This window comes from Vibrio sp. bablab_jr001 (genome assembly GCF_016464285.1).
Taxonomy (GTDB): Bacteria; Pseudomonadota; Gammaproteobacteria; order Enterobacterales; family Vibrionaceae; genus Vibrio; species Vibrio fluvialis.
This window is the reverse complement of the sequence record NZ_JACDWZ010000046.1, coordinates 64,463-89,809: the sequence shown is the minus strand read 5'-3', so window position 1 is coordinate 89,809 and position 25,347 is coordinate 64,463. Positions and strand designations below refer to the sequence as shown.

Genomic DNA, 25,347 nt, shown 5'->3' with positions numbered 1-25,347 from the left:
CCATGAATCAGGCATCACTCAAACAACAGCTTTATCTGTCTCTGCTGCAAATCGACGATTTGATGGCAGTGATGAACGTGGCCACACCGGAATACGATGAACTGTGGCAGCAGCAGGATACGTTGCGCCAACAATACACCGCACTGGTGATTGAATCACTGCAGGACACCAGCCAGATTCAGGATGCGATGCAAGGGCTGGAAGAGCTTTGTGATGAAAGCCGCCGCGTATGCGATGAGCTCAATGAGAATGTGGCGTCTTTAGCGGGTATCGCGCGCGTTATTCGCTCGGCTGGCAAGGTGACCAAGACGCTCGCCAAGCTGGTGACTTGAGCGTGCCACTTAAGTTGAGCATAAATGGCACGCTGAAAAAGAAGCGCGTGTCACTTCCTTCTCTTCGATAGGCTCTATACCTTTCATTCACCCCACCAATATCGCCGAACGCTTAAGTGCAAACTTATGCACATGAATACAAATATTCGACTAAATATGCACCAATTTATTGCCATGTAAAGTCAAAAATCCCCCAGATTATCAATGGTTGAGAATCGTGAACATTGTTGCATGGATAAGCTTATATGTTGCCAAGTTACATACAAGCGCATTAATTCACTATTAAATTGTTATAAATCGGTTAAAAATAGCGGATAAATGGTGAGCATGATCACAGCGATGGATAGGTATTGTGAAATTACTTTTTTATTTTGAATTGCGCCTGCTACCCTGCCGCTCGCTTTGAAATGATGTCGAAGTGCATAAATATAAGGAGTGTTCAAGATGAATACCAAGAAGCCGATGTCGCTCACCAGCCGTGTAATTCTGGGTATGGTAGCCGGTATCTTGACAGGGTTTGCTATTCGCACCCTGTTTGCGGACAACGGATTTGTGGACGCATATATTGTTAATGGATTATTCGAAGTTGGCGGCAAGATCTTCATTGCAAGCCTGAAAATGCTTGTTGTGCCACTGGTTTTTGTTTCACTGGTGTGCGGGACAAGTTCACTGAAAGACCTATCTACGCTGGGCCGCATGGGCGGAAAAACTCTGGCGTTTTACATCACAACCACCGCGATTGCGATCACACTAGCACTGACTATGGGCACCATTTTCCAGCCGGGTGCAGGTGCGGATCTGACAGCGGCCAGCGGTTTTACTTCAGCAGAAGCACCATCGCTGGGTAAAGTGCTGATTGATATGTTCCCAACCAACCCAATCAACGCGATGGCAGAAGGTAAAACTCTGCAAGTGATCGTGTTTGCGGTGCTGTTCGGTATTGCGATCAGTGCAGCAGGTAAACCGGGTGAACGTATTGCGGCTGTGTTTAACGATCTGAACGAAGTGATCATGAAGCTGGTTGCGCTGCTGATGAACGTTGCCCCATACGGCGTGTTCTTCCTGATGGCGAAACTGTTCACCGGTCTCGGTCTGAGCGCGATTCTGAATCTGGCTGAGTACTTTGTGGTTCTGGCGGCAACGCTGCTGATCCACGGTCTGGTCACTTACAGTGTGATGCTGAAGAGCTTTGCGGGCCTGAGCCCAATTACTTTCTTCCGCAAGATGGAAGACGCCATCATGTTTGCGTTCTCAACCGCATCATCAAACGCGACCATTCCGGTCACCATGGAAACGGCGAAAAACCGTTTCGGCGTCGACAACAAAATTGCGTCATTCACTATCCCTCTGGGTGCGACAGTGAACATGGATGGTACGGCTATCATGCAAGGTGTTGCGACCGCATTTATCGCGCAAGCCTTCAACATCGATCTGTCGATGGGTGACTACCTGACCGTGATCCTGACGGCGACACTGGCGTCAATCGGTACTGCGGGTGTTCCGGGCGTAGGTCTGGTTATGCTGGCGATGGTTCTGAACCAGGTGGGTCTGCCACTGGAAGGTATTGCCCTGATCATGGGTGTTGACCGTCTGCTGGATATGATTCGTACTGCAGTAAACATCACTGGTGACAGTGTGGTCACCTGTATCGTGGCGAAATCAGAAAACGCACTGGATGAAGCACGCTTTTATGACCCAATGGCGGGTGCAAAAGAAGAAGAAGTTCATCTGAAACGCGCGTAATCATCGTGTTAAAAACCCCGGCCTGCCGGGGTTTTTTATTGCCTGTCGATCAGTCAGATTCGATACACCTCACACTTAGTGGGGAAAATAGCTTCTAAAATTTGTGTAATTTCCGCAGCTTGGAGCACAGATTATGAAGCGAGTTTGGCCTGGCCTGATCCTTGTCTCGTCCCTGTTTTCATCGTTGTGTTTCGCGTCTGCGGCGCCTGAATCAACCTTACCGCTAACCCGCTCCACTATCGGTTATCTCTCACTTCTTCTATTTGGCCTGGCGTATATTCTGGTTACGCTGGAAGAGTACCTCCAGCTGAAAAAATCCAAGCCAGTACTGCTGGCGGCTGGTCTCATCTGGGCAATGATTGGCTATGTCTATCAACAACACGGCATGGCAGACATTGCTCGCGAAGCACTGGAATACAATCTGCTGGAATACGCCGAGTTGTTGCTGTTTCTGCTGGTTGCCATGACCTACATCAGTGCCATGGAAGAGCGGCGTCTGTTTGATGCGCTGCAAGCCTGGATGATCGGCAAAGGGTTTAATTTCCGCTCGCTGTTCTGGATAACCGGTTTGCTCGCGTTTTTCATCTCCCCGATTGCCGATAACCTGACCACCGCCCTGCTGATGTGCGCCGTGGTCATGAAAGTCGGTGGCAAGAACGACCAGTTCGTTAACCTTGCCTGCATTAACATTGTGATCGCCGCCAACGCAGGCGGTGCGTTCAGTCCGTTTGGCGACATCACCACACTGATGGTGTGGCAGGCCGGACATGTCTCTTTCATGCAGTTTATGGATCTGTTTGTGCCGTCGATCGCCAACTATCTGGTTCCGGCGATGGTCATGTCGCTCTATTTGCCGAAAGAACAGCCGGATTCGGTGTATGAACAGGTAGAACTCAAACGCGGCGCGCGGCGCATTGTGCTGCTGTTTGTGCTCACCATTATCACCGCGGTCAGTTTCCATGCGCTGTTCCACTTCCCGCCAGTGATGGGCATGATGATGGGGCTCGCCTATTTGCAGTTCTTCGGTTACTTCCTGCGTAAAACGCTGGCCAGTTCGCTGGCGAAGAAAACCGCGCTGGCGATTGCCAACAACGACGAAGCGGCGCTGCGCCGCATTGGTTCAGTAGTACCGTTTGACGTATTTCGCCGCATTTCGCACGCCGAATGGGACACTTTGCTGTTCTTCTACGGTGTGGTCATGTGTGTCGGTGGGCTGAGCCTGCTTGGTTATCTGGGGCTGATTTCTGACGTGATGTATTCTCAGTGGGATCCGGTGTGGGCCAACGTGATGATTGGCTTCCTCTCTTCTGTAGTCGATAACATTCCGGTGATGTTCGCCGTTCTGACGATGGAGCCCACCATGTCTATCGGCAACTGGTTACTGGTGACACTGACCGCCGGGGTTGGCGGCAGTCTGCTGTCGATTGGCTCGGCCGCCGGGGTCGCGCTGATGGGCGCCTCACACGGCAAGTACACCTTCTTTGGTCACCTGAAATGGACGCCGGTGATTATTCTTGGTTACGCTGTGAGCATCGCCCTGCATCTGCTGCTCAATCAACCCCTGTTTATGAGTATGTAGTGCGCAGAAATTAAGATTGGTTTTCGCCGGGCAGTTCGACGTTCTGCGCCTCTGCACCTTCTCGTACCCAGATGTTGCTCAACTGATAACGGGCGCAGGCGCTGCATGTCAGCACCTCCCCCTTGCCATGCACACGCATCACCAGCTCAGGGCGCTGCTCTTTGGAGTTCTGGCTCATCTTAATCGTCAGTTCGTCATCGTCGAGATCGAACGGTCGCTGCCACACAGCATCGCCATGAGCATCCTGTATCGCGACTTTACCGTCTTTGAATACCAGAAGTTGCTGGTCATACTGATTGTCGTAGATCCCTTCAAACATATAGGTCTCCTTGTTGACCATGCGCTGCAAATCATCGCGGCTGCAACCGGACATCGCGCCAACACAGATGAGCAGCAGGGGGACAAGGGTCGATCTTTCCATGACGAACATTTTTCTCTGTTATGCCTCTTTTTCTAACGCCAGCAGCTGGGCTTTTCTCTCGACACCACCCGCGTAGCCAGTCAGTTTGCCACTTTTGCCAATCACTCGATGGCACGGCACGATGATAGAGAGTGGATTTTTGCCATTCGCCAGACCAACTGCGCGCACCGCTTTCGGGTTACCAATGGCTTCAGCCAGTTGCAAGTAGCTCCAGGTTTCTCCATATGGAATGGTACACAGCGCTTGCCAGACGGAACACTGAAACGGTGTGCCCGTCGCCGCGAGCGGTAGGTCGAAATCTTGGCGCTTGCCCGCAAAATACTCTTCTAACTGATTGATTGTTTTGACGAGTATAGGACAACTTTCACTGTATTGACCAAGATCCTTTGGCATCGTTTTTTCTGTCTCAAACCAGGCACCCAACAGGCCATTCTGGTTCGCTTGTAAGGTCATTTTTCCCAGCGGGCTATCAAAGTAAGTAAATTGATTCATGTTATTGGTCCCAACAATGAAAGGTGGCATAACTGCCCCATGGCGACACGCTTTCCGGTGTCAGATGGGGAAAGGTCGCCAATGCTTTTTTCACCACCAGATCGGTGTGCAAAAAGCAGTTGCTGTCTGACACACCGCGCAAGCGGGCGTAATTGACGGTCCACGGCCCGACACCTTTGAGTGCCAGCCAGTCGTCAAGTGATGCATTCGGCTGCTCAGCCATAAACACCGCAAAGCGGTGCAGGGTATCCTTGCGGCTTTGCGGCATGCGCAAAAAACTCAGATCCGCGTCAGCCACTTGCTGCGGGGTGGGAAAATACCACGGTTTGGCGCAATTGTAATTGAGCGTCGCAACCAGCAGGTTGAGCTGCCCTATCGCCGCTTTAATCGACACCTGCTGCCCCAGTATCGCCCGCACGCCGGCTTCCCAGGCATTCCACACGCCGGGAATACGAATGCCAGAGTGAGTCACCAGCCCCGGCGCCGCCTGCTCAAGCTGCGCTTCAATGCTGACAATATCGGCATCGAGATCGAACACGCGGCGTAACTGGCTCACCAAATGACGCAATTCGGTCAGCTCCGCCAGTTCAAATTCGATCTCCAACTGCGAATCCGACGCCAGCGTCGCTTTAAACCAGCCGTCGCAACCGTTAATTCTGACATGGCGTTGATAGCTGTCCTCTTCAACCTGTTCAATCCCATCAACGGCACGCAGACGATAAAACGCCAGCATGTGCGCCCAGTCAAATGGGCCGCGATAGGCCAGCGACAATCGATTGTGCGCCGTCACCGGTGCTGACTGCCGACGCACCTGGCTGGGCGTCAGCTTGAGCACTTTCTGAAACGCATCATTGAAACGTCGGGTACTGTTAAACCCGCATGCAAAGCCGATATCAGTGATCGACATATGGCTGGTGTGCAGCAGTTGCTTGGCGAACATCAGTTGGTGATATTGCGCGTACTGTTTCGGCGACATACCGAGATGCGACTGAAACAGTTGACGCAAGTAGCGATCACTGATCCCCAGCCGTACAGCCAACTCACTCAGGCGCTGGCCTTGCAACTCACCGTTATCAATCAGTTTCATCGCACGCAGAAACGTGGTTTCCACCCCTTTCCACGCCCACGAGCTCGGCGCACTGTCCGGGCGGCAACGCAAACAAGGACGATAACCCGCTTGCAGTGCCTGCGCCTGATTGAGGAAATATTCTACGTTCTCCTCTTTGGGCAGGTTGGCCGGACAAATCGGCCGACAAAAAATACCCGTGGTTTTCACGGCAACGTAGAAGCGTCCATCGAAACGCGGATCGCGGCTTAGCCTAGCTCGCTGGCACTCTTGTGGAGTCAGTGCAACATCAACCTCAGTGTCCATATATCGGTTCCTTCGTTCTGTTAAGCACAGTGTACGACGTCATCACCAGAACACTAGCCATTTTCGGAACTCAATGGTCACACCGTGCGTTCACTCATCGTTACCTGGCTATTCACGAAAATGAGATTAAGTTCACGGAAAGTCCTTCAAGTTTTTCGAACAAGAATGTCGAGTTATGAACGTTATCTATTTTTTTAAACTCTCCTAAACTCTCTCCATCGGCACACAACAATGCACGACACTTATTGCAGATTATCGAATATTGAGGAAACCCACATGAACGCATTTTTGAAAAAACTCATGAGCACTGACGCAGGATTTGCACCACTGGCTCTACGTATCCCAATCGGCATCACTTTTATGGCGCATGGCTCGCAAAAACTTTTTGGCTGGTTTGGCGGATACGGTCTGGAAGGCACTGGTCAATGGATGGCATCCATCGGCATTGAGCCGGGCGTTCTGATGGCTTTCCTGGCGGGTAGCGGTGAATTCTTTGGCGGCCTGTTCCTGCTGATCGGTCTGCTGACTCGTCCTGCTGCGTTTGTAACCGCATTCACCATGGTCGTTGCCATTCTGAGCGTGCACATCGGCAATGGCCTGTTCATGGCGAACAACGGTTACGAATTTGGTCTTGCTCTGCTGGCCGCCAGCGTATCACTGCTGATTTCTGGCGCGGGCAAAGTGAGCATCGACTCAGCAGTCAGCCAGAAATAATTTTCTGATGATTCAATGAAGGGCGAGATTATCTCGCCCTTTTTTTGTTCTTACGCCGTTACGCACTCTGTGCCACACTAGGTGGCAGTAAACAGTGCTGTTGGCAAAAGGACTTTCCATGACCACACTTCTGATCACCAATGCCCGACTTGAGGGCGAATCATCACTCAAACAGATCCTGATTGAATCCGGCCGTTTTACGTATATCGAACCAGCGACCACTCACATCGACTATCAAGGCAAGGTGCTGGATGCCTCTGGTGGCTTAGTGGTCGCTCCGTTTTGTGAACCCCACATTCATCTGGATACCACCCAAACAGCGGGTGAACCGGCGTGGAACCTGTCCGGCACGCTGTTTGAAGGCATCGAACGCTGGGCAGAACGCAAAGCGTTGCTGTCGATAGAAGATGTCAAAGCACGCTCGATTCAAACCCTGAAGTGGCAGATTGCCAACGGCGTGCAGCATGTGCGCACGCACGTGGATGTGTCCGACCCGACGCTGACCGCGCTCAAAGCAATGCTGGAAGTACGCGACACCATGAAACCCTGGGTCGACATTCAAATCGTTGCCTTTCCGCAGGAGGGTATCCTCTCCTACCCGAATGGCAAAGCGCTGCTTGAAGAAGCGGTCAAACTCGGCGCCGATGTGATTGGCGCGATCCCGCACTTTGAATTCACCCGCGAATATGGCGTGGAATCGCTGCATTACGTGTTCGAACTGGCCCAGAAATACGATCGCCTGATTGATGTCCATTGCGATGAAATCGACGACGAGCAGTCACGCTTTGTCGAAACCGTCGCCGCCCTGGCCCTTCAGTATCAGATGGGCGAAAAAGTCACTGCCAGCCACACCACCGCCATGGGTTCCTACAATGGTGCCTACGCCTCGCGCCTGTTCCGCCTGCTGCGCATGTCGGGGATTAACTTTGTCGCTAACCCGCTGGTGAACATTCATCTTCAGGGCCGGTTTGATGATTATCCCAAACGCCGCGGCGTTACCCGGGTAAAAGAGATGCTGAATGCGGGCATTAACGTCTGTTTCGGGCACGATGATGTGTTTGACCCCTGGTATCCGCTCGGCACCGCTAACATGCTGCAAGTACTGCACATGGGGCTGCATGTATGCCAGGTGATGGGATATGAACAAATCAACGATTCACTCAAGCTGATTGGCCGCCATTCAGCGCGCACGCTGAACATTCAGGATCAGTATGGGATTGAAGTGGGCAAACCGGGTAACCTGCTGGTGCTGCCTGCCGAAAGCGGTTTTGATGCGGTGCGCCGCCAGGTCGCAGTGCGCTATTCGGTTCGTGACGGAAAAGTGATCGCGGAAACGCAGCCAGCCGCCACTCGGATTCACCTCGAAAGCAGTGAAGCCATCGACTTTCGCCGTTAATGGCTCGCTGCGCTAATTTCGGTAATCAAAAAAGGCGAGATTCTCTCGCCTTTTTCATGTTCAGGATGACATCCCAAGACCACCGGCCCTTTGCAGGCTGTATGCGGTGAGGGGGTCGATACTCTTGACCAGTTTTTCCACTTGCGTAATCGCATCGACCGACGAGCTGTTTTTGCGATAGCTGAGATAAATTGGCCGATACCAGTCTTCGACTCCGACCACGCGATATAACTGCCCTGAGTTGAGGAACGGCTCAACCACAGACGCTGGCAGATAGGCACTGCCGCCCTTCTCAAGAATGAAATCCAGCGCAATACGCGCGGTAGAAGTGCGTAGAAACGGCGCTGGCGCTTTCGGGTGACGGTCTGCATGCTCTGATGCAAAACGGGCGCCCCAGTCCACATACACGTACTGATGGTCAAAAACGCTGTCTGCGGTATCCGGACGGGTCGACACAAGCACCAGTACCAAGTCGGCGACTTTCTTGCACTGCAGCTCTTCCGCTTTAATTTGGTCCAGCGCAAACGCCATATCGAGCGTGCGCTCTAACAGGTTGCGACTAAGCTGCTCGCGCCCCATGACTTCCGCCATGAATCCGTAACCGCTGAACGCATCGGTCACCACACTCAAACAGTTCTGTAGGTAGGCGTCCCAAATGTTCGGTGTCCCGCCCAGAGTCAGTTGCAGCGCTTTACCGCTCTCGAGCGAGAGTTCAAATTTCGCTTGCTGTAAGGTCGCCACCATCACTTCGGCATAGCCGACCAAACGCTCACCAGCGGAGGTCAGTTTGATGTTGTTCCGGTCACGAGTGAAAAGCTGAGCATCGAAGTAACTTTCCAGCTGTTTAATACGTGCGCTGACTGCGGCCTGAGTTAGGTACAGATTCTCTGCGGCCCGGCCAAAATGGCGAACTTTAGCCAGTTCAAGAAAGGTGCGAAAGACTTTTACGTCCATATTGAATCCTCTGATATTCCTCGTGAAGATTAACAAGTAAGTACAATAATGACGATAAAAAATTTTTGTTTTTCTTTTCGAGATTTTGCGCCTAACTTTCGCCGTGAACCACGGCTACGTAGTGGTAGCACATATTCACACGAGGTTGATATGTCTGAGACAGTATTTCGTCAAGGAAAAAAACGATTTTTCGATACTAAAAAGTTTCCAAGAGGCTTTGCCAAGTCTGGTGATTTCACTCTTGGAGAAGAGGATATCCTAACGCTGTACGGGGATACAATGGTTGGCCTTGAGACCGGTCTGCTTCAGCCTGAAAATGCGGAAGAACAGCACTTTTTAGAGGTGTTGGATAACCCGGATCTGGCTCAGAGCAAGATTGAACGCGTTTGGATGAAGTACGTTCGTCTGTCTCGCGGTCGCAAGCGCTTCCATACGTTGAACGGTCGCAACAAACCAGATGCGGCGGACGACTTCACGGATGACGAACCAAGCCTGACAGAAGAAGACTAATGTGCCCGGCGTTGAACTCTCGGCGCCGCTTACTTCAACGACGAGAATAGCCGTCTTCTAATAGGGTCACGCATGGCCAACCCAATTTCCAAAGTTTATTCTCTAGAAGAGATGCTCTCGCTGATTCAGCGGGGGCAACCTTTCTCCGGCGAACTCGAAGCCGCTGGTTGTTTTATCAAAATTGAACAATACCTGCCTGTCGTCTGTACCGCTATTCATGCGGGTAGCCGTCTGCGCGATGACCTGCAAAAACAGTGTCAGCTTTCTAAAACCGAGCGCCGCCTCGAAGAAGCCCCGTTGACCGACCAACTCATCGCATCTCAGCCCATTACGCTGTGGGGACTCGATTCACGCTTTGAGTACGATCTCAACCGCGCTCGCACGCTGAGCACCCGCTACAAATCGGCGTGGAAGAAACCGCTCAACGACAAGCAACGCTCTGCCAGCCACCTCAAACACGGCCTGTTTTATCAGCTCTACGAAGCTCTGATTCGCAAATTGGAATCGATGTTCGGCATGGTGATCGTGTTCGATCTCTACGCTTACAATTACCAGTCACTGCCTCAGCCAACGCCCGTATTTAACGTCGGTACTGCGCAGATCGACATGCAGCGCTGGGGCGCGGTGGTCAAACGTTTCTGTACTGAACTGGGCAAGATTCAGTTGCCCCATATTGAAAACCAGACAGCCATGAACGCGGTGTTTGAAGGCCGTGGCTATCTGATTGCGCACACCAACGCGCATTTTGACCGCACACTGGTGCTGCCAACGGAAGTCAAAAAAGTATTCATGGAAGAGGCGGACGGCACCGTTTATCCGCTGGTGATGGATGCACTCAAAAGCGGCCTTAAAGAGGCGTTCAGCCAAACCAGTGCCTATTTCCAGCGTCGTCACAACCGCCGCCGAACCACCAAAGCCAACATGCTCAGCTCGTCGATTGAGCCGAACGTGCTGGCGATTGATAAAGCGTTAGCCAAGCTGACGCAAAAAGTGGAAACGCTCAAATACGTCAACCCGAGCAATATTAACGCTGAACGTAAGCGTTTCGATGCTGCGCCGAGTCGCTTTAAGCCGGATTTTCGTTACAAACAGTTACCGATCCACGCCAACGAGTTCAAACATAAGCTGTTCCAGTTACCGATTGAGTCAATTACGGATCCCGATCTTAAGCAGCTTTACAGCTCGATGGTTAACAAGCTGAGTGAGAAAATCGACCTGCTGACCAGCATTGGGCAGGAGAAATTCCTCTACAACTCGCTGCGCTTTTATGGGCGTCCGAGTACAACGGCTATCGATAACGCCCGCTTTCTGCTGTACGCCAAAACGTTGCCAGAAGAAAAAGGCCCGTTCTACACCGCCGATGAAGCGGCGGTGATCATGGCCAACAAAGCCAAAGAGTGGGGTATGGCGTGTAATGTGACGCCGACGTCCTCCCTCGCGGCGCGTGCCATGGTGAGCGGTAAAAAGCCACCGACGCTCTATCTCAACAGCAAAGTGACCTACTCGCACGCGGAAGTGCAGCGTCTGATTCAGCACGAACTTGGCGTGCATATGGCGACCACGTTCAACGCACGCATGCAGCCACTGAAAGTGTTCTCTATCGGTCTGCCGGGTTCTACTGAATCTCAGGAGGGGTTAGCGATTCTGGCGGAGTATAAAGCGGGCTATATGTCACACGATCGCTTACAGACACTTGCGACCCGCGTGCTGGCCGTAGATTCTATGCTCAAAGAGCAAAACTTCTACCAGACCTTTGATTTTCTTGTAGATGAGTTCGGCCTCGATCGTGACAGCGCATTTGTCACCACCACGCGCGTTTACCGCGGGGGCGGCTTTACTAAAGATCATTTGTATCTGGAAGGATTCCTGCACACCTTGCAGCAAGCGCAGAAACGTAACATCGACAACCTATTGGTCGGCAAATGCAGCCACACCTATCTGGATTTGATTGATGAACTGGTGGAACGCGGCTGGCTGGTCAAGCCAAAACATCGCTTTGATGATAAAGGCATTGAACCCGAGCCGGTGCTGAAATACCTCATCGATTCATTGCGCCACTAAGCGTTTGCTCTGATCGAATCTTTCTCCCAAAGCCCTAGTGCGATATTCGCCTAGGGCTTTGTTTTGGGACTTTCCTTATCGACCTGCACACTATTTAGCCAGCATGGCAACTTTCTTCAGAAAGCTGTCGCGCAGATGCTCCTGGTCATACTCCAGATGGTAGGTATTGTGGAATCCGACCTTCAGTTCGACGCCATTCCCCCGCATGTAGACGTTGTAGCCGTCATAGTCGGAAAACGCTTCGATGCCTTCATAAATCTTACCGAACTCCGTGGGTGTGCCATGCTCCATAACCACTTCGTATGCATGCAAAATTTTGGCAGGATCAAGTTCATTTTTCATATGCACAGCTCCTTTTTCATCATTCAGTTCAAGTATGGATAACGAACCCTCGCTTCGCCAATCTGCAACACGAAACACATCAAATTATCACTTAATTTTATAAATAAATTTTTTGTCATTTTTGACTATGCTTAACAGGGTTTAGTCAGCCTGAGTGCCGAATTTTTCGCCTAAAAATGGCCATTTATGCGATCATTGCAACGAAAAGAAAAAGAATGTTGAAAAATTTGACCCAAAACAATGGCTGATCACTTAAACTTATTTTATAATGCGAATTAATGATTATCCGAATCACGAATTATCACATTAGGGGCTACAAATGAGACTGATTCCATTAAACAACGCGGCACAAGTAGGTAAATGGGCTGCAGCACACATTGCAAAACGCATTAACGACTTTAAGCCAACTGCGGACCGTCCTTTTGTGCTTGGCCTTCCAACTGGTGGTACACCTCTGACAACTTACAAAGCACTGATCGAGCTGTACAATGAAGGCAAAGTGAGCTTCAAACACGTTGTGACATTCAACATGGATGAATACGTTGGCCTGCCAGCTGACCACCCAGAATCTTACCGTTCATTCATGTACAACAACTTCTTCAACCACGTTGATATTCAAGATCAGAACATCAACCTGCTGAACGGCAACACTGGTGATCACGATGAAGAGTGCCGTCAGTACGAAGAGAAAATCAAAGCCTTCGGCAAAATCCACCTGTTCATGGGTGGCGTGGGTAACGACGGTCACATCGCATTCAACGAACCAGCGTCTTCACTGGCTTCACGTACTCGTATCAAAACACTGACTCACGATACTCGTATCGCAAACTCTCGTTTCTTTGATGGTGACATCAGCCAAGTGCCAAAATACGCGCTGACTATCGGTGTGGGCACTCTGCTGGATGCACAAGAAGTGATGATTCTGGTCACTGGCCACAACAAAGCTCAAGCTTTGGAAGCGGCAGTCGAAGGTTGTGTAAACCACCTGTGGACAGTATCTGCATTGCAACTGCATCCAAAAGCGGTGATCGTATGTGACGAACCAGCAACGCAAGAACTGAAAGTGAAGACGGTAAAATACTTCACTGAGCTGGAAGCTGAGAACATCAAAGGTTTCTAAGCATTCGCTAGCGTATCTTTTCGAGCCCTGCTTCATGCAGGGCTTTTTTGTGCCACAAATTTGGTCACCTCAATTAATATTTTTATTATTTATCAGAACGTTACTAATCCTGTGGATTTCGTGACATCCACTCATTGGTCTTGCGAATAATTATTTCATTGCATCATCATTATTTGATATCAGTTCACATTATGCACCAAGATGCATTAATTAACATTTCATTAACCTAGTAGCTGACAAAGAATAGTCTGGATCTCTTACACAAGGAGTTACAGATGCAAGTACGCATGACAACAACAAAAACGCTGATCGCAACCGCAGTCAGTGCAACGCTATTGACCGGGTGTTTTCTCGACGATCCTCGTTGGGTCGCGCAACAAGTCGCCAAACGAATCCAGCAAAGCGATGTGGTGGATCACCTTCAGACTCTTGAAGGGTTAGCGTCCCCAACCAGTGATAACAGCGGGATTACCCGCGCGGCGGGCAGCCAGGGTTATCAGGAATCGGTGGAATACATTATCGCCACCATGAAAGAGCACGGCTATAAGGTGACCACTCAGGAGTTTGATTTCCGCGCCTGGGAAGAGCTGGCCAATACTTATCTGAATGTTAACGGTGATGAACTGCTCAGCACGCGTAGCACACCTGAAGGCACGGAACCGGACTACGCAGCAATGTCCTACTCCGGTGGTTCAAACGGTGAACTGAGCGGAGAACTGGTGTTTGTCACTCCTGATTTCAACTTTGATTCTGACACCTACGACAGCAGCGATGGCTGTGAAGCTTCCGATTTCGAAGGCAAAGCCATCGCCGGCAAAATCGCGGTCATTCAACGCGGTTCGTGTAGCTTTAGCGACAAAGTCATCAACGCGCAGAATGCAGGCGCGATTGCGGCCATTATTTTCAACCAAGGCAATGATGAGGGTCGTAAAGGCGTCGTGAACGGCACCCTCGGCAGTGATACCTCCGCCACTATTCCGGCTTTCGGAGTTCGCTTTGAGTTAGGTGAAAGCTGGTATCAGGCCGCTCAGTCTGCCTCGGTTCCGGCCGTGCTGAACATTGATGTCAAAGATGAAATGGTGGTGACGCAAAACGTCATCGCCGAAACCCGCGGCGGCAACCCGAACAATGTGGTCATGCTCGGTGCGCACCTCGACTCCGTACCGGAAGGTCCGGGGATCAACGATAACGGCTCAGGCACCGCTGGCCTGCTGGAATACGCAGTGAAGCTGGCTGATTTGAAAGTGCCGGTGAAAAACCGCGTCCGCTTTGCCTGGTGGGCAGCAGAGGAAGCAGGCTTAGTGGGGTCGGAATACTACACCAATGAACTGTTTGCCCCGCTGTACGACAAAGCGCAGCAGCAAATCATGGATGAGCTGGGCATCAGCGACCCGGCGCAATTGACGGATGCGCAACTGGAGTTGGTCGATGCTCGATACAACAAGCTCAACAAAGTGAAGCTGTATCTCAACTTCGACATGATTGGCTCTCCGAACTACATATACGGCGTCATGGATGGCGACTTGTCCGATACCAAAGACAGCCCGGACAACGCCTACACTGGTGATTTTGAACCGCCTTACGGCACTTCAGACATCGAATCCATCTTCAACGAATTCTTCACGTCAAAAGACAGCGCGACGGTTCCTCAGGCATTGTCGAAACGCTCTGATTACGCAGGCTTTGCGGATTGGGGCGTGGCGTTTGGTGGCCTGTTCACCGGAGCAGAACAAACCAAAACCGCAGAAGAAGTGGAGCAATTTGGCGGGGATATTGATGTCGCCTACGACGTTTGTTACCACCAGGCGTGTGACGATCTCAACAACATCAGCCAGCAGGCGCTGTGGGTGAACACTCAAGCACTGGCTTACGTCACCACGTATTACGCCATGAGCAACCCGCTCTTCCCGGCACAAGCGGACAGTGAACAACCGATGCTGCGTAGCATGAGTGCCCAACCAGCGGCGCAGAAACTGCGTATTGGTGAAAAACTGAAAGCGGCGCACAGCCATTCGGATCACGCCCATTTCCACGGCGATTTTGATCAGGACAAACAGTAATCGGATTACTGACAAACGACAAAGCCCCGCATTGCGGGGCTTTTTGTCTTCGGGACGGTGAGGAAACTTAGCCTTCAGCGACCATTTTCATCTCACTGATTTCCACCAGTTCAGCGACTTTGGTGTGCGCTGCCGGATGAGTGACACCATTAAAGCGTCCGCCCTGCTCGATGCTGAGATCATCGCTATAAATACTGCCATTCACACGGCCTTTGCTCAGAATCTCAATCTTGTCGGCGTGGCAGGTTCCTTCAAACTCGCCGTTGACGATCACGTGTTCAGCGTAGATTTCACCACTGACGATTCCGCTTTCGCTGATCACCAGAGATTTTTCAACATGGATCTGACCATCAATCTGACCGTCAACCTGCATATTACTCTCTACCCGGAGTTGTCCGCTAATTGAACAACCCTTTGCGATGAGAGTTGTAGCTGAGCGCTGACTCTGAGCTCGACTTTGTTTACTAAAGATTCCCATCGTATACCTCTTACCTTAGTGAATATCGACTCGAAATCATTTACACCCCAGTCAACAAACGGTCTGGGATCTAACGAACGGCCGACAAATCGAATTTCATAGTGCAAATGCGGGCCAGAAGACAGTCCGCTATTGCCTGAATAACCAATTAAGTCACCTTTCTGAATGAAGTCTCCGCTCTTTACCGCAAACTTCTGTAAATGCGAATAAGAGCTGGTAAACCCATACGAATGCTGCAAACGCAAAAAGTTACCTGACCCTTTGCTGCTTGCGCGGGTGACTTCCACTACCCCGTCCGCCGGAGCATAAACGGGAGTGCCAGTATTCACCGCAAAATCCTGTCCACGATGAAATTTCACCTGTCCGGTGACCGGATGGACACGTTTACCGTATCCTGACGAAATTCTTGCATTATGAACAGGTGCACCACTGGGGATTTGGGTTAACATCACCATCCTGACAGAAGAAGTGATTGCGGCGGTGTCCAAACGTGACTCCAGTTCCGCGCCCGAATCTTCCACACCCAGGACTTTCTCCAAATCGCCTAAGCGGTCGGAAACAATCTGCATCTTCTCTTCACGTTCGAGCAGATCGTTTTCCAAGTTATCTTTAAGCTCTTTAAGCGAGGCAACTTCTTCATTTAGCGACGTTGACTGGCTTTCCAGCTCTTGCTGTTTCAATTTGGCAAAATCCACCTCACCGACCAGGTAGTAAATAACACCACCCGCTGCGACTGCTCCTGCAAGCAGGACATAGCCGAAGCCTTTAAGACAGTGACGGAACCATTTGCCAATATGAAAGTGCCGTGTTCCGTGAATAGACGAAACCGAAACAATGACGTTTTCTTTCATGCGCAAATTCTAATTGTCATTCTTGAAAGTGGCGGAATTCTAGCAAGGAACGCTTATTGACTAAACTGTTTGCTGCTTATCTCTTCCGCAACTTGCATCCTTATTGTTCAGTTTGTGAATCAGAGCATAAACGAGCATTGCCCTGACCCAATCCATTTAATTTTAAATCAATAACTTATTAACAGTATGCGTCAAACGATACTGCGATTTAATTCACTGAATCTGAAAAACCTGCCGCAAGATATTCGTCAACACCACGCTTTGCTTGTCAATAGTGCAATGATCGTTCGCGGATTGTGCGTCGAAAAACGCAACGCCGGGACACGTTCGCTATTCCATTCTGCGCTTATCAAGGTAATGCGACAGGCTGAGCTGGCATCTTTAATTAAAAAGCTGGCTCGAGACCCGGAATGGGGCAATGAAGCAAAAATGACACCATTTCTGGAAAGCACGCCTCACTTTTTTCGCACTCCGCTCACGCAGCCCCACTTTTAAATGCAGCAAAAACGTAAGCAACATGTTGCAAAATATCGTCTAAAATTACGTAAGTTCGCTGTCGAAATTTCGTATCTAAGTTACAAATCACTCATTAGATTTATGACTTATTTATTTCGACTTTTGAAATAAATAACAATGAGTGACGTAGATCACTTTGATATTTTTTCCAGTTTAAAATTCGAATCAATACGTGATCCTTGTCACTTTTTATTTAATTTCAAAGATCTTTAATTTGTGACATCACGCATTACAAAGTTATTGAAAATTGTAAATTCACTAATTTGTAGCAAAATTACATGGTCAGGAATAGATGTAGATCACGGAAAAAATATTTGAATGGCGGGAATTTTGAGGCTTTGATCACGAAAAACCCGTTGCCAGTTCCGGGTCAAAATTGTGTGGTAAATTGATTGTGTACTAAGCAATCAACGGTTTTTAGCGAAACCGTTACAACAACAAAATTCATCAGAACATCGAACGGGGAAAACATATGTTATCACCAGAAGCGAAGGTCAAGGTACAAAATTTTGGCCGGTTCCTATCTAACATGGTAATGCCGAACATCGGCGCGTTTATCGCTTGGGGTTTCATTACCGCGTTATTTATCCCAACAGGTTGGGTGCCAAACGAAACACTGGCCTCCATGGTTGGTCCTATGATTACCTACCTGCTGCCACTGCTGATCGGTTATACCGGCGGTAAAATGGTCGGCGGCGACCGCGGCGCGGTTGTGGGTGCCATCACCACGATGGGTGTGATCGTTGGTACCGACATTCCAATGTTTATGGGTGCAATGATCGCTGGTCCTTTAGGCGGTTTAGCCATCAAAAAATTCGACGCAGCGATTCACGGTAAAGTGAAGAGCGGCTTTGAGATGTTGGTTAACAACTTCTCAGCGGGCATCATCGGTATGATCTGTGCGATCATCGCCTACCTGGTCATCGGCCCAGCAGTAAAAACACTGTCTACCGCTCTGGCAGCAGGTGTAAACGTACTGGTTGATACTGGCGTCCTTCCTCTGACTTCAATTTTTGTTGAGCCTGCGAAGATTCTGTTCCTGAACAACGCGATCAACCACGGTATCTTCTCACCACTAGGTATCCAGCAATCTGAAGAAATGGGTAAATCTATCTTCTTCCTGATTGAAGCAAACCCAGGCCCGGGTCTTGGTCTTCTGCTGGCATACATGATGTTTGGTAAAGGCAGCGCGAAACAATCTGCAGCCGGTGCATCAATCATCCACTTCCTGGGTGGTATCCACGAAATCTACTTCCCATACGTACTGATGAACCCTCGCCTGATTCTGGCGATGATCGGTGGCGGTATGACGGGTGTATTCGTAAACGTAATGTTCAACTCAGGTCTGGTTTCTCCAGCATCACCTGGCTCTATCTTCGCGGTATTGCTGATGACGCCGAAGTCAGCATTCCTGGGTGTTATTCTGTCGGTAATCTGTTCTGCAGCGGTATCTTGTGCCATCGCATCGTTCCTGCTGAAGACTCAGAAACAGACTTCTGACGACGAATCTCTGGAAAAAGCGACCAACCAGATGCAGGACATGAAAGCCTCATCGAAAGGTCAAGCATCACCAGCGGCAGACATCAACCTGGCAAACGTTCGCAAAATCATCGTAGCGTGTGACGCAGGTATGGGTTCAAGTGCCATGGGTGCAAGCCTGCTGCGCAAGAAAGTAGAAGCGGCAAATCTGAAAATCGACGTGACCAACCTGGCGATCAACAACCTGCCTGGCGATGTCGACATCGTAGTGACTCACCGCGACCTGACTGACCGTGCTCGTAAGCACGCCGCCAATGCGAAACACATCTCGCTGACCAACTTCCTGGATAACTCGCTGTACGACAACCTGGTGGCAGATTTAGTTTCGGCTCAAGAGGGCGAACTAAAAAAGCCTGAAGCACCAGCAAACGCAAGCTCTGGTAATGCAGGAACACTAAAGCTTTCAAATGAAAACATCTTCTTGGGCTTGGCACCTAAGAGCAAGGAAGAGGTAATCAAGTTTGCTGGTGAGCAGTTGGTTAAGTTAGGCAATGTGGCACCTGAATACGTCGACGGCATGCTTGAGCGTGAGAAGTTAGTGTCAACGTACCTGGGTGAATCCATCGCCGTACCGCACGGCACCATCGAAACCAAGAAGTACGTGAAGAAAACCGGCATCGTCTTCTGCCAATTCCCTGAGGGTGTTCAGTGGGGCGAAGAAGAGGATGACGTAGCGAAAATGGTTATCGGTATTGCAGCGCAAGGCGATGAACACATTCAAGTTATTACTGCCATCACGAATTCGCTAGATGATGAAGAAGCAGTCGAGTGTTTGAAGACAACAACCAACCCGGAAGATGTTCTTCGAATCCTAAATGGCTAACTAAGCGTTAAAGCCATGCTCCTCGATGAACCTAAGGCCGGTCCACCCCCGACTGGCCTTATTTTTTAGATTTTTTATTTCTTTATTTTGTGGAAGATCTGTTATGAAAGCGTTACATTTCGGTGCCGGTAATATCGGCCGTGGTTTTATCGGCAAACTGCTTGCTGATACCAATATTCACGTAACTTTCGCAGACGTTAATGAAGTCGTTGTGAATGCTCTGCGCGAGAGACAAGAGTACCCTGTTAAAGTGGTAGGTGAACACTGTGTAGTCGATACGGTCACAGGTGTGACAGCCATCAACTCAACAGACCCAAAGATTGTCGACTCTATTGCTGAAGTTGATATCATTACCACCGCTGTTGGCCCAACTGTCCTGAAAATCATCGCTGGCACGCTTGCTCAGGGCCTGGAAAAACGCATCAGTAATGGCGTGACATCACCACTGAACATTATCGCGTGTGAAAACATGGTGCGCGGTACCAGTCAGTTAAAAGAAGCTGTATTCGAACACCTTTCAGCCGACGCTAAAGCCAAAGTTGAACAACTGGTTGGCTTCGTGGACTCTGCGGTAGACCGCATCGTTCCACCAGCAGAAGAAGGCGAAACGGATCCATTGGCGGTCACCGTTGAAACGTTCAGCGAGTGGATCGTGGATGAAACTCAGTTTAAAGGCGACATCCCGAACATTCCGGGTATGGAACGCACAGACAACCTGATGGCGTTTGTGGAACGCAAACTGTTTACTCTGAACACTGGCCACTGTGTGACCGCGTATCTGGGTAACCTGGCCGGCCACAACACGATTCGCGAAGCGATTGAAGACGATGCCATTCGCGCAGAAGTGAAACAAGCCATGCAGGAAAGTGGCGCAGTGCTGATTCAACGCTACGGCTTTGATGCCGACAAGCACGCTGCTTACATCGAAAAAATTCTCGGCCGCTTTGCCAACCCTTATCTGGTGGATGAAGTGGACCGCGTAGGACGTCAGCCAATTCGTAAACTGGGTCCGAACGATAGACTAGTGAAGCCATTACTCGGCACTATTGAGTACGGCGTAGAAAACAAAACATTACTAAAAGGCATCGCGGCGGCGCTGAAGTACACCAACGACAGCGACCCGCAAGCCGTAGAGTTGCATGATTCGCTCAACCAACAAGGTGTTCGCAAAACTGTCGCACACTACACTGGTCTTGACGAAAATAGCGCGGAAGTACAGACCATTGAGTCTCTATACAACCAGCTATAACGGTGCAGCTAGATTGGGGGGCAGATTGCCCTCCATCCCAAGAAATAGCTTAGATCAGTATATGGCAGAAAAAATTAACGAGACCGAGATCCTAGAACGACTGAACGATGCGCCATCTGTCCGTGGTTTCTTCATTGCAACAGTCGAAGTATTCAATGAAGCCATTGATGCACTGATGCAACGTATTTTCCGCAAAGACAACTTTGCCGTTCAATCTGTCGTTGGCCCCCTACTTCAAGATACCGGACCGCTCGGCAATCTCTCAGTTCGTTTAAAACTGCTTTATGGTTTGGGTGTTCTGCCTGATGCCGTTTACCACGACATCGAAAGCATCATCAAACTGCGTAATCAGCTCAACAGCGACGGCGCAGAATACACCTTTACTGATCCCAAGATCATCGCACCTATCCAAGCACTCAATTTAGTCAAAAAAATGGGCATGGTTCAATTCAACCCGCTTGAAGAACCCGACGGAGACGTCGACCTGGAGTTTTACCACTTGCAGCTGCAACGCCAACAGCAGGTGATCAAATCCGGACTGTCACTCGCCATCATTGAAATCTGCAATGAGCTGAACAAAGAGAGTCCGTTCTAAACCGTCACGTCCTAAGGCACGGATCGCCTTCCCATTTTCATCACGAGTCACTACCGAATTCTCTGTCGCGTGTTAGCCTTGGCACATCCTTCACCAACAGAGAATCTTTCATGAAAATCGGCATCATCGGCCTGGGCGATATCGCGCAGAAAGCCTACCTACCAGTCATCACTCAACTGCCCGGCGTCGAACTCATTTTCTGTACCCGTAACGCCGACACTTTGTCTTCTCTGGCGAGCCAGTATCGTATTGCTGATACCTGCACCGACTATCGCGATGTCCTCAATTTCCAGCCAGATGCAGTGATGATTCACGCGGCCACCGCCGTGCATCCGGAAATTGCGAGCTTTTTCCTCAGCCACGGCATTCCGACATTTGTGGATAAGCCATTGGCCGACAGTGCCGCGGCCTGTGAACAGCTGTATGAAGTGGCCGAAAAGCACCAGCAGCCACTGTATGTCGGTTTTAACCGCCGTCACATTCCTCTGTTCAATGCGCATCTGAGCGGCATGCAAAACGGTACTCGCGACGATCTGCGTGGTCTGCGCTGGGAGAAACATCGCTACGATTTGACCGGTGAAATCCGCACTTTCCTGTTCGATGATTTCATTCACCCGCTCGACAGCGTCAACCTGTTCGCCAAAGCCGACCTGAATGATGTGTACATCACCCATCAGATGGTGGGCAATCAGTTGGCCCGGATTGATGTGCAATGGCAGCACGGCGACACACTGCTGCACGCATCGATGAACCGTCAATTTGGCAAAACGGGTGAGCGCATCAGCGCCCAATTTGTCAATGACGCCTATGAGTTTGACTCGTTTGTCGAAGGTAAACGCTGGCACGCCAATCAGGAATCCACACTGGCCCTCAAAGACTGGACGCCGATGCTGACCAGCAAAGGCTTTGCCGACATGATTGGCGACTGGCTGAATGTGGTGCAGAGCGGCAAACTCGCCAGCGACATCATCGCCCGCAACCTCGCCAGTCACCAATTGGCCGAAGCGGTGTGTGCGCGCGTGACGGCTTTGGTCCGTTAGCGCGGAGAGTCTCCTATACTTACTGTGTTGTTGTTCAAACCCTAGCTCAGAACACAGCCGAAGGAGGCACCATGGAACTCCGTAATAAATCCGGTCAGGTGACCCATCTTGCCGACAACCTCACTCTCAAAGAGGTACGCGACATGGGCTTTACCATTGATCTGTGCGACGAAGCGTACGATCAGCAAGAGCACTGGAAAGCCAAAGCCGAACAGCGCGGCCGTCAGAAAGATTACCCTGACGAATCCTGACTCCAGCAAACCGGGCACTCTCGCCCGGTTTTTTATTTCCACCTGTGTTACCCCCCAACTATTAGCGTTGCTAATAGTATGAGTAGAAATCTGGTTTGTTCCGATTGTTTCAATAGTGTTAAATCCCTATCAAACAAAGGGGAGCTGTATGAACATTATTGATGTTTTAAAACCTTGGATTCCAGAAGCTATTAGTATTCGTCACGCCATTCACCAACATCCGGAGCTGGGGTTCGAAGAGAACCACACTCAGGCATTGGTGGTCTCAGAGCTACACAGCTACGGCGTGGATGAAGTGTGTACTGATTTCGGTAAAACCGGCGTCGTCGGTATCATCAACGGCGCGCTGGGTGATGGCCCTTCTATTGGCCTGCGCGCGGATATGGACGCGCTGCCGATCCATGAAGAGAACACCTTCGCGCATCGGTCATGCCACGACGGAAAAATGCACGCCTGCGGTCATGACGGCCACACCAGCATGCTGCTGCTGGCGGCGCGTTATCTGACCGACTCTCGCCAGTTCAGCGGCCGAGTGGTCCTAATTTTCCAACCAGCGGAAGAAGGCCGTGGCGGTGCTGCAACCATGATTGGTGATGGACTGCTTGAACGCTACCCGATTGATGCCTGTTACGCGCTGCACAACATGCCGGGCATTCCGGCTGGCCAGTTTGCGTTTAAAACCGGGCCTATCATGGCAAGTTCAGATCGCCTGTTTGTCACCATCAACGGCCAAAGCGGCCATGCTGGTCTGCCGCATCTGACTCAGGACCCACTCTTGGTCGCGACTCATATTTATCAGGGCATTCAGGGAATGGTGAGCCGCAGCTACGACCCGTTTGATCCGCTTGTTGTCTCAGTGACTCAGCTGCATTGCGGCGAAACCACTAACGCAATCGCCGATCAGGCGCACATGAGCGGCACCTTCCGCACGCTCAACCAAGCGACCCGCGACAGCCTGGTGGAACGTCTGGCGCAACTGGTGGAACACAGCGCCAAAGCGCACGGCATGAGCGCAGAATTCAAACTCGGCCCTGTCTCGCATCCGCCAACGGTCAATACTCAAGCGGAAACGGATCAAGCCATTCTGGCGGCGCAAAAAACCGTTGGGGCAGAGAACGTCAACCCGAGCTGCGAAGCCAAACTGACCAGCGAAGATTTCGCCTTTTTCCTCAACCAGGTTCCGGGCTGCTACGGCTTTCTGGGCAACGGCGCGGGCGAAAACGGCACCTGCAGCGTAGGCCTGCACAATAAAGCCTATGATTTTAATGATAATTTACTGCCAATTGGTGCTGCCTATTTCATCCATCTGATTGAAAAACACTAACACCGCATGAGGGGAAGTGAGTCCCCTCTTTACACAAGGAGTGTACTGACAATGTCGACCGTACTGTCACAAAAAGCGGCGCCACGCGCGTCGATGATCGATCGCATTGAGCGATTCGGGGACAAAGTGCCCCATCCGTTTTATCTGTTTATTTTCCTTTGCCTAGGCGTCATGGTGCTCTCCTGGTTGCTTGCTATTGGCGGTGGTGGTGTCACGCACCCGGCCACGGGCGAACTGGTACACGTGAAGAATCTGCTCAGCGGCGAAGGGCTGGTGTATATCCTCAAGTCCACCGTCAACAACTTCGTCTCGTTCAAACCGCTGGGGCTGGTACTGTGTATGATGCTGGCGGTGGGTTTACTGCAGGAAGTCGGTCTGGCGGACAGCGCCATCAAACACTCGCTGCTCAATGCGCCGCGCCAGTTTGTAACGGCCTCCATTTTCCTGACCGGCATCATCGGCAATCTGGCCTCTGACGCTGCGTTTATTCTGGTTCCGCCATTGGCCGGTCTGATTTTCGCCGCGACCAACCGCAACCCGATTGTCGGCATCGCCGCCGGTTTCGTGGCCGTCGCGGCTGGCTTTACCGCCAACCTGTTTATTGCCGGGACCGACGTACTGTTGTCAGGCATCACAACAGAAGCGTCCAACATTGTGGAACATGTGGAAGTCAGCCCGGCGGCGAACTGGTACTTCATGCTGATCTCAGTGCCGATTCTGGTCGTGACAGGCACTCTGTTGACCGACAAATACATTGAGCCACGCTTTGCCCACAGAATGGTGGCGCACGAATCGGCAAGCCAGCAATCTTTCACCATCACCGCGCAACAAAAAAACGCGCTGAAATGGTCAGGCATTGCGTCACTGCTGTTTATCGGTTTACTGCTGGCCGTCATCTGGCCAAGCGATTCACCGCTGCGCAACGCTGATGGAAGCCTGGTACCGTCCCCGTTTCTGAGCGGCATCATCCCAATCATCATGGCATTTTTCATCATGAATGCGGTGGTGTATGGCGTGAAAGCGGGCACCATCAAACAGGCAAGTGATGTGCCGGAACTGATGGCCAAAGCGCTGAAAGGCGTGGGCGGTTACATCGTGCTGGTGTTCGTGATTGCCCAGTTTATTGCCTGGTTCAAATGGTCCAATCTGGCGATCTTCATCGCGGTGAACGGCGCAGAATGGTTGTCGTCAGTCGAGATGCCCAAGCTGGCCATGATGGCGGTGTTTATGATTCTGGCCGGCCTGATGAATATGATCGTTTTCAGCGGCTCGGCGCAGTGGGCCATTATGGCACCGGTGTTCATTCCTCTGTTTATGCTGCTCGGCGTCGATCCGCAAGTGACGCAGATGGGCTATCGTATTGCCGATTCCACCACTAACATTATCTCGCCGACCAACCCGTATATTCCGATGGTGCTGGCGCTGATCGCCAAATACAACCCGGAGGTGAAGTTCGGGACATTCCTTGCGATGATGGTGCCGTACGCGCTGGTGCTGTTCGGTGTGTGGGGCGGTTTCTTCCTGCTGTACATGCTGACCGGGCTGCCAGTCGGCCCGATGTAAACCAAATCATCAACGGATGTTG

Annotated in this window: 23 protein-coding genes; 16 read left to right on the top strand and 7 right to left on the bottom strand. The window is 50.8% G+C overall.

Features of this window, described 5'->3' with window-relative positions; genetic code table 11:
• Positions 1-2 precede the first annotated feature (2 nt).
• The 3 genes from JIG40_RS07665 to nhaD all read left to right on the top strand — a co-directional run bounded on the left by JIG40_RS07665 (position 3) and on the right by nhaD (position 3,654).
• Positions 3-332 (top strand): hypothetical protein, encoded by a 330-nt coding sequence (locus JIG40_RS07665; RefSeq protein ID WP_020328809.1) that lies wholly within the window; start codon positions 3-5, stop codon positions 330-332.
• Between the two features lie 444 nt (positions 333-776).
• On the top strand, positions 777-2,075 hold the full coding sequence (locus JIG40_RS07660) for a dicarboxylate/amino acid:cation symporter (RefSeq protein WP_020328808.1): 1,299 nt from the start codon (positions 777-779) through the stop codon (positions 2,073-2,075).
• Between the two features lie 133 nt (positions 2,076-2,208).
• Complete coding sequence (nhaD, locus tag JIG40_RS07655) at positions 2,209-3,654, top strand: sodium:proton antiporter NhaD (protein ID WP_044367304.1); 1,446 nt, start codon at positions 2,209-2,211, stop codon at positions 3,652-3,654.
• A 10-nt stretch (positions 3,655-3,664) separates the two neighbouring features.
• Here the strand turns inward: nhaD and JIG40_RS07650 are convergent, their stop codons facing one another.
• The 3 genes from JIG40_RS07650 to JIG40_RS07640 are packed head-to-tail and all read right to left on the bottom strand — an operon-like array spanning position 3,665 to position 5,939.
• Positions 3,665-4,075: a hypothetical protein gene (locus JIG40_RS07650; RefSeq protein ID WP_244662647.1), complete on the bottom strand. Its 411-nt coding sequence runs from the start codon at positions 4,073-4,075 to the stop codon at positions 3,665-3,667.
• 18 nt (positions 4,076-4,093) lie between these two features.
• Positions 4,094-4,567 (bottom strand): methylated-DNA--[protein]-cysteine S-methyltransferase, encoded by a 474-nt coding sequence (locus JIG40_RS07645; protein WP_024374890.1) that lies wholly within the window; start codon positions 4,565-4,567, stop codon positions 4,094-4,096.
• 1 nt (position 4,568) lies between these two features.
• Positions 4,569-5,939: an AlkA N-terminal domain-containing protein gene (locus tag JIG40_RS07640; RefSeq protein WP_199465078.1), complete on the bottom strand. Its 1,371-nt coding sequence runs from the start codon at positions 5,937-5,939 to the stop codon at positions 4,569-4,571.
• Positions 5,940-6,215: 276 nt separating this feature from the next.
• On the opposite strand from JIG40_RS07640, the gene JIG40_RS07635 reads away from it, so the two are divergent.
• Positions 6,216-6,653 (top strand): DoxX family protein, encoded by a 438-nt coding sequence (locus JIG40_RS07635; protein WP_020328803.1) that lies wholly within the window; start codon positions 6,216-6,218, stop codon positions 6,651-6,653.
• 118 nt (positions 6,654-6,771) lie between these two features.
• Entirely contained in the window at positions 6,772-8,049 is a 1,278-nt protein-coding gene (locus JIG40_RS07630) for a cytosine deaminase (RefSeq protein ID WP_199465077.1), read from the top strand.
• A 60-nt stretch (positions 8,050-8,109) separates the two neighbouring features.
• Here JIG40_RS07630 and JIG40_RS07625 read toward each other — a convergent pair whose 3' ends face one another.
• Positions 8,110-9,003: a LysR family transcriptional regulator gene (locus tag JIG40_RS07625; RefSeq protein WP_172571593.1), complete on the bottom strand. Its 894-nt coding sequence runs from the start codon at positions 9,001-9,003 to the stop codon at positions 8,110-8,112.
• A 150-nt stretch (positions 9,004-9,153) separates the two neighbouring features.
• Here JIG40_RS07625 and maoP point away from each other — a divergent pair, with 150 nt between their 5' ends.
• Together maoP and JIG40_RS07615 are read left to right on the top strand one after the other, a co-directional pair.
• On the top strand, positions 9,154-9,513 hold the full coding sequence (gene maoP, locus JIG40_RS07620) for a DUF413 domain-containing protein (RefSeq protein ID WP_020328800.1): 360 nt from the start codon (positions 9,154-9,156) through the stop codon (positions 9,511-9,513).
• Positions 9,514-9,585: 72 nt separating this feature from the next.
• The gene (locus tag JIG40_RS07615; protein WP_158143509.1) at positions 9,586-11,574 is read left to right on the top strand and encodes a flavohemoglobin expression-modulating QEGLA motif protein; all 1,989 of its coding nucleotides are present in this window, start codon (positions 9,586-9,588) and stop codon (positions 11,572-11,574) included.
• Between the two features lie 90 nt (positions 11,575-11,664).
• Here the strand turns inward: JIG40_RS07615 and JIG40_RS07610 are convergent, their stop codons facing one another.
• Complete coding sequence (locus tag JIG40_RS07610) at positions 11,665-11,916, bottom strand: DUF3081 domain-containing protein (RefSeq protein ID WP_020328798.1); 252 nt, start codon at positions 11,914-11,916, stop codon at positions 11,665-11,667.
• Between the two features lie 319 nt (positions 11,917-12,235).
• On the opposite strand from JIG40_RS07610, the gene nagB reads away from it, so the two are divergent.
• Positions 12,236-13,036 carry a glucosamine-6-phosphate deaminase gene (gene nagB, locus JIG40_RS07605; protein WP_020328796.1) on the top strand — a complete coding sequence of 267 codons (801 nt, stop codon included), beginning with the start codon at positions 12,236-12,238 and terminating at the stop codon, positions 13,034-13,036.
• Positions 13,037-13,311: 275 nt separating this feature from the next.
• On the top strand, positions 13,312-15,096 hold the full coding sequence (locus JIG40_RS07600; protein WP_199465076.1) for a M20/M25/M40 family metallo-hydrolase: 1,785 nt from the start codon (positions 13,312-13,314) through the stop codon (positions 15,094-15,096).
• Between the two features lie 67 nt (positions 15,097-15,163).
• On the opposite strand, the gene JIG40_RS07595 is transcribed toward JIG40_RS07600, so the two are convergent.
• Both JIG40_RS07595 and JIG40_RS07590 read right to left on the bottom strand, forming a co-directional pair.
• Positions 15,164-15,469, bottom strand: coding sequence for a polymer-forming cytoskeletal protein (locus JIG40_RS07595; protein ID WP_020328794.1), 306 nt, complete (start codon positions 15,467-15,469; stop codon positions 15,164-15,166).
• An 8-nt stretch (positions 15,470-15,477) separates the two neighbouring features.
• Entirely contained in the window at positions 15,478-16,425 is a 948-nt protein-coding gene (locus JIG40_RS07590; RefSeq protein WP_024375415.1) for a M23 family metallopeptidase, read from the bottom strand.
• A 988-nt stretch (positions 16,426-17,413) separates the two neighbouring features.
• On the opposite strand from JIG40_RS07590, the gene JIG40_RS07585 reads away from it, so the two are divergent.
• From JIG40_RS07585 to JIG40_RS07555, 7 genes are all read left to right on the top strand, one after another.
• Entirely contained in the window at positions 17,414-19,303 is a 1,890-nt protein-coding gene (locus JIG40_RS07585; RefSeq protein WP_199465075.1) for a PTS mannitol transporter subunit IICBA, read from the top strand.
• Between the two features lie 103 nt (positions 19,304-19,406).
• On the top strand, positions 19,407-20,552 hold the full coding sequence (locus JIG40_RS07580; RefSeq protein ID WP_199465074.1) for a mannitol-1-phosphate 5-dehydrogenase: 1,146 nt from the start codon (positions 19,407-19,409) through the stop codon (positions 20,550-20,552).
• A 61-nt stretch (positions 20,553-20,613) separates the two neighbouring features.
• Positions 20,614-21,147 (top strand): MltR family transcriptional regulator, encoded by a 534-nt coding sequence (locus JIG40_RS07575; protein ID WP_020328789.1) that lies wholly within the window; start codon positions 20,614-20,616, stop codon positions 21,145-21,147.
• 110 nt (positions 21,148-21,257) lie between these two features.
• Positions 21,258-22,187 (top strand): Gfo/Idh/MocA family oxidoreductase, encoded by a 930-nt coding sequence (locus JIG40_RS07570; RefSeq protein WP_199465073.1) that lies wholly within the window; start codon positions 21,258-21,260, stop codon positions 22,185-22,187.
• Positions 22,188-22,258: 71 nt separating this feature from the next.
• On the top strand, positions 22,259-22,438 hold the full coding sequence (locus JIG40_RS07565; RefSeq protein ID WP_020328787.1) for a hypothetical protein: 180 nt from the start codon (positions 22,259-22,261) through the stop codon (positions 22,436-22,438).
• 148 nt (positions 22,439-22,586) lie between these two features.
• Complete coding sequence (locus tag JIG40_RS07560) at positions 22,587-23,762, top strand: M20 aminoacylase family protein (protein WP_199465072.1); 1,176 nt, start codon at positions 22,587-22,589, stop codon at positions 23,760-23,762.
• A gap of 51 nt (positions 23,763-23,813) precedes the next feature.
• Complete coding sequence (locus JIG40_RS07555) at positions 23,814-25,325, top strand: AbgT family transporter (RefSeq protein WP_172571588.1); 1,512 nt, start codon at positions 23,814-23,816, stop codon at positions 25,323-25,325.
• Positions 25,326-25,347: the final 22 nt, after the last annotated feature.